This is a genomic window from Okeania sp. SIO2B9 (assembly GCF_010672505.1).
GTDB lineage: Bacteria > Cyanobacteriota > Cyanobacteriia > Cyanobacteriales > Microcoleaceae > Okeania > Okeania hirsuta.
On sequence record NZ_JAAHGK010000408.1, the window covers coordinates 1 to 5639 of the forward strand.

At 34.6% G+C, this 5639-nt stretch carries 5 protein-coding genes; 3 read left to right on the forward strand and 2 right to left on the reverse strand.

Translation table 11 applies throughout. The annotated features are described in order from the left end of the window. Both F6K13_RS15605 and F6K13_RS15610 read right to left on the reverse strand, forming a co-directional pair. Positions 1-473, reverse strand: a 473-nt coding sequence (locus F6K13_RS15605) for a protein kinase (RefSeq protein ID WP_287287802.1), incomplete at its 3' end; no start/stop codon positions are given. A gap of 789 nt (positions 474-1262) precedes the next feature. After that, positions 1263-1721: a GatB/YqeY domain-containing protein gene (locus F6K13_RS15610; RefSeq protein ID WP_124155157.1), complete on the reverse strand. Its 459-nt coding sequence runs from the start codon at positions 1719-1721 to the stop codon at positions 1263-1265. A 345-nt stretch (positions 1722-2066) separates the two neighbouring features. Here F6K13_RS15610 and F6K13_RS15615 point away from each other — a divergent pair, with 345 nt between their 5' ends. The 3 genes from F6K13_RS15615 to F6K13_RS15625 form a co-directional block, all read left to right on the forward strand. Next, the gene (locus F6K13_RS15615) at positions 2067-3059 is read left to right on the forward strand and encodes a ribose-phosphate pyrophosphokinase (protein ID WP_205127185.1); all 993 of its coding nucleotides are present in this window, start codon (positions 2067-2069) and stop codon (positions 3057-3059) included. A gap of 687 nt (positions 3060-3746) precedes the next feature. Continuing rightward, positions 3747-5489: a DUF262 domain-containing HNH endonuclease family protein gene (locus F6K13_RS15620; RefSeq protein ID WP_287287803.1), complete on the forward strand. Its 1743-nt coding sequence runs from the start codon at positions 3747-3749 to the stop codon at positions 5487-5489. Then, positions 5416-5639: NAD(P)-binding domain-containing protein (locus F6K13_RS15625; RefSeq protein ID WP_287287804.1), on the forward strand; the 224-nt coding region annotated here is incomplete at its 3' end. The genes F6K13_RS15620 and F6K13_RS15625, both read left to right, overlap by 74 nt.

Below are 5639 nucleotides of genomic sequence, written 5' to 3' on the forward strand. Positions count from 1 at the left end.
TCGCTTTCTCGCCTAATGATATTGTCGGGAGATATGTCTCGGTGAATGATACCAAAACTGTGAATATGAGCTAAGACGGGTAAAATTTGTTGTAAAAAAGTTAGCACTTCTGCTTCTGAGAACAAACTATCTGTTATCTGACGCTCTTGCAATATGCTGCGATAGGTTTTGCCTTCGATATAATCTTGTAAAAGGAATAAACGTTGATTTTCTTCAAAAGTTGCTCTGAATTTGGGAATTTGAGGATGTTGAATTTGATAAAGAATAGCTGCTTCGCGAGAAAATAGTTCTTGAGATTTAGTTACTGCATAGGTATTTGTTTGTAGGGGAATAAATTCTTTGAGAGCGCAACGCTCGTTAAAACGACCTGTATCTTCAGCTAGATAGGTACGTCCAAAACCACCTTGACCGAGAATATTAATCAAGCGATAGCGGTTTTGTAAAATAGTTCCTACAGGAATTGGTGGTTGCATAATAATAAATTTAATTTAATAGGGAACAGGCAATAGATCACATCATTTCTCAAAAACTTTTCTACATTTTCTTGAGTGGGAGAGTGGGGGAATAGGGGAATAATAAACATAAGAATAATTAACACGAACTGACTAATAATTATCAAAAATATTTTTCTGCCTGTATTAATTATTTAATAATTGAAGTATCGCCTAAGTATAGTATGACTTTTAGTAATTGGTATAATTGAAATGTGTTTTAGTTTAATATTTTTTGTATGAATAAATAAATTTAGCGATCGATTTCGAGAGAAAACCAGAGTAATTTTTTCAGATATTTATGATTTATTTCTCCCGATCAATTATCTCTATTATCTTTTTCTTTTGGGTTTAATATCCCACACCTCATAAGCGGTGTTTACAATTGGTTAGAGTTATCAAACACGAAGTGGTAGGTTGTTGACTATCCCCACCCACTTTCTCCTTTTCAAACATAGAAAAAATTACTCTTACTTGATATTATCAAATAGTAGTTGACACTCCTGTTCTCCAAAACACTTGATTTCTGAATTATCTGTAGATGCCTACATCTACAAATTACTCTATTATTAACAGATTAAAAGTTCCTATACTTGTGGGAAATTAGTAATCCATTTAATTAGTATTTTAGCTGTTGATAATAGAGTTTAATTTTAGGAAAAGAATGAAGATACTGCATCAAATCATATTCCCTTCCCATGTTGTTAAGGCCATTAAAAATGGCAAGATTTATGACCTTAACTATAGTATTGAGGTGAGCTTAATTTTTAACTATGAATTAAGCCTAGCCTTAACTGCCTCCTGTACTTTCTTTCCATCAGCTTTACCCTTCAACTTTTGCATGGCCGGACCCATCACCTTACCCATATCTTTCGGAGAATTTGCCCCTACCTGAGCAATAATTTCATCAACGATCTGAGCAATATCTTCATCAGACAATTGTTTTGGTAGATATTCTTCAAGAATGGCCAACTCTGCGGCCTCTCCATCTGCTAGTTCCTGACGACCTGCTTGAGTATACTGCTCTATTGAATCCCGGCGTTGTTTAGCCAATCTTGTTAATATATCCATTTCTTGAGTCTCTGTCAGAGAATCCTTTCCTGCTGCCCTAGCATTGGCTTCCTCTTCTAGAATTACTTTTTTAATGCTACGAACTGTTTCCAGACGAACCTTATCTTTGGCCTTCATCGCCACTTTAATATCCTCTGTAATTCTGTCCTTTAAACTCATAATCTCACTCCGGATACCAATTCACTATAAAGTCATTTTATAGCTATATTAATACTCTATTAAGGTTTTTAGTCAAACATATATTGCTTTTGACTTTGGAACTTTGACTTTTGACTTAAGAAGTTAGTATCTATCAGAAAAGTGGAATTTACTTAAGAGATTTTACGTTTTTTAAAGACCTCCATAATTTTCTTACTAAATATTCAACATTCATCTGACTTAATCTAGCAAATATTCTTGGTATATTACTAAAAAAACGATCTTTCTATCAATAAAAATACGGAAGAATATTTTTAGTTTGAGATGATAAGATCGCAATGAATAAAGGTGCTGCGAGGGCTTGCCGTGATCCGTGCTACTTTACCAATTCAGGCTCCTGTGCCTGCTACTGCTAACGATCATAATAGATTGAGGCTTTTCTCTGGATCTGCTAACGTTCCTTTGGCTACGGAAGTAGCTAGATATCTGGGTTTAGACTTAGGCCCAATGGTGCGTAAACGATTTGCAGATGGAGAACTATATGTTCAAATTCAGGAATCAATTCGAGGCTGTGATGTTTATCTAATTCAGCCTAGTTGTCGTCCAGTTAATGACAACTTGATGGAAATGTTAATCATGGTAGATGCTTGTCGTCGTGCTTCTGCCAGACAAGTGACTGCGGTTATTCCTTACTATGGTTATGCTAGAGCAGACCGTAAAACTGCTGGTCGAGAATCAATTACTGCTAAATTAGTGGCCAATTTGATTACTGAGGCAGGTGCTAATCGTATTCTAGCAATGGATTTGCATTCTGCCCAGATTCAGGGTTATTTTGATATTCCGTTCGATCATGTTTACGGTTTACCGGTAATTTTAGATTACTTAGTAAGTAAGAATTTATCTGATATTGTTGTTGTTTCTCCGGATGTGGGTGGGGTGGCAAGAGCTAGAGCTTTTGCGAAAAAGTTAAATGATGCCCCATTAGCAATTATTGATAAGCGTCGTCAAGCTCACAATGTGGCAGAAGTGTTAAATGTGATTGGTGATGTTGAGGGAAAAACTGCTGTGTTGGTAGATGACATGATTGATACGGGTGGTACTATTTCCGAAGGGGGACGACTTTTGCGCGAAAAAGGGGCGCGACAAGTTTATGCTTGTGCTACTCATGCAGTATTTTCACCACCAGCAGTTGAGCGTCTTTCTAGTGGGGTATTTGAAGAGGTGATTGTTACTAATACTATCCCATTCTTGGAGGAACATAATTTTCCTCAGTTGACTGTTCTTTCGGTGGCAAATTTATTGGGTGAAACTATTTGGCGCATTCACGAAGATACTTCAGTTAGTAGTATGTTTCGTTAGAATTTGCTGTTCTGAGATACTAGCTCGCGTTTTCCTAACTATTTTTGGGAGGGAAGAATTTGGAGAATTTAATCTTCACTAAAAATTAATAGAAAGAAAATTTTTGTGAAATCTATCGGGAGCTGGATATTCGGAAAATTAGTTCTTTTTTACTGTCTAGGGTTAGACCCACAAGGGTCTACCTACTTCGGTCAATTATGAGAAGGAAAATTTAATCTTTATTTGCTTATAAAGGAAGAAAGAGGAAGGAAGAAGGAATAATCTGGCTTTGTCTTAGTTTTAAGCTTAGGACTGGTCAAAAGCTTTGCTTCCATTGCTATAACAGTAGGGTCTATTCTATGCTCTGCTGTTATTATCTTTGTTATTTTGGGTTTAATACCATGTCCGGATAAGAGCGTGATCAAAAAAACTTTCTCTTCCTTCTTCTTTCTTCCCTCCTGACTCCTGACTCCTGACTCCTGACTCCTTCATCATTTATTTATAACTGTTCAACCGGACATGATATAATACCCCACTATCTACACGGTGTTGACAATTGGTTGGGGTTTGTAGACACGGAGTGGTGTGTCGAAGACTATCCCCATCCATTTTTTCTTCATTCTTCCTTCTTCCCTCTTCCTTCTTCCTTACGCTTAGAAAATGCTATATTACTTCTTTCTTCCTGATTAAAACTATTGAGGTAATTATATGGCAAGTATCGAATCTCAAGACATGACTCTAGAAAAGTTATTTGATGAATTTTATGTCATTCCTGATTATCAGCGCGAATATGTTTGGGAGGAAAAAGAAGTAAATGAATTTATTCAAGATATATATGAAGAATTTTCTGAGCAAAATCAAAATTCTTATTCTGAGTATTTTATTGGCAGTATAATTGTTTGTAGTCGTGGGGATAATTTGTATGAAGTAATTGATGGGCAGCAACGGATGACTACTGCTTATTTAGTTCTCTGTGCAATTCGAGATTATTTATTAACTATTAATTCAAATGAACGTATTGAAGCATTAAAAAATAAGATTACTTCTCTATATACAGATGACTGGGGTAATGACCAGTTTAAACATAGGGTAGAACTACAATATGAAGAAAGTAGGGGAATACTAGAAAGTATTGCTATGCAAACAGATTTAGACCAAAGGTCTCCTACTCGTTCTGTTAAACATATTCAGAATGCTTATGCTGAGATTAGAAAATTTCTTTCTCTTAAATTTGAATTAGATGAAGTTGCTATTTCTCATATCAAAAAATTTTATGCCTATTTTCTCAAAAATGTTAAATTAATTCGCGTAAAAACAGCTAGTGTTGCTCATGCTTTGAAAATATATTCAACTTTAAATCATCGTGGTTTACCCCTGGATGATATGGATTTACTCAAAAATTTGATTTTTGCTAAAGCTAAACAAACAGATTATGAGAAAATCAAAGTAAAATGGAAAAAAATGATAGATTTACTCTATCATTCTCAGGAAAGACCGATGCGTTTTTTGCGCTATTTTATTTTGGCAAGATATGCAGAAGATGGAAATTATATTGCAGAAAAAGAAGTCTATGATTGGTTTCTCAAAAATGAATCTAGATGTGGATATAATACTGAACCTATTCTATTTGTGAATGATTTATTAGCCTCAGCAGAAGCTTATGTAGCATTTTTGTCTGGTAATAATATTGATGGAACGGTAAATCGTTATTTGGAAAATATTCGTTGTCTCAGTGTTAATGTTAGGCAACATTTAATATTACTTTTAGCTGCTTATCAATTGCCTCAATATTGTTTTATTGAATTATGTCGGCAGGTAGAAAATTTATTATTTGTGGCAATGTTGACTAGCGATCGCAATCAAAAGGCATTCGATGGCATGATTCTTAAGTGGGCTAGTGAATTACGTCAAATCACATCAAGATCAGAATTTAATCAATTTATTGCTATTCAATTTTTTTCTAGCAAGCAGGTAGTGGCAGATAAATTTGAGAAAGCATTTCATAAACTTAATAAGTCATCATTTCAACCTTATCAAATTAAATATATTTTAGCCAAACTAACACAATACATAGATGAAACTGCTTGGGGTAGTGGGGGAGGAATTGATGATTTAAGCAATTATCTTTTGAAATTAGATGTAGAACAAATTTTACCAGAATATCCTACTCAAAAAGTAATTTTATCTTTCGATAAACCTCGTGAAATAGAAAGTTATAGTAAACTTTTAGGTAATTTGACTTTGTTAGAAAGTTCGATTAAATCTGCTATTACTAATATGAGTTTTACGGGAAAAAAATTAGGCTATACTAAGTCAAGATTTCTATTGTCTTTTATTCCTGCGGAAATAACTTTTCGAGCTATTTCTTGGAATAAAAGTGCTAGAAGCACCGGTAACCAATGCAGTAGATGGGGCAGAAAGGGGAGAATTAATATTTTTTGCAGGTGGTGAGTTAGAGGTATTTGAACAAGCAAAACCTATCCTTGAACCTATGGCAGAAAAAATATTTTATGCAGGAGATTTAGGGACAGGAAATATAACTAAGCTAATTACTAATATGCTCTGGTTTATCAATGCTTGTGCAATTGGAGAAGCACTTGT

Excerpts from the sequence above, each read along its gene's own strand:
- F6K13_RS15610 (WP_124155157.1), bottom strand. The coding sequence starts at position 1,721 with ATGAGTTTAAAGGACAGAATTACAGAGGATATTAAAGTGGCGATGAAG.
- F6K13_RS15620 (WP_287287803.1), top strand. The coding sequence starts at position 3,747 with ATGGCAAGTATCGAATCTCAAGACATGACTCTAGAAAAGTTATTTGAT.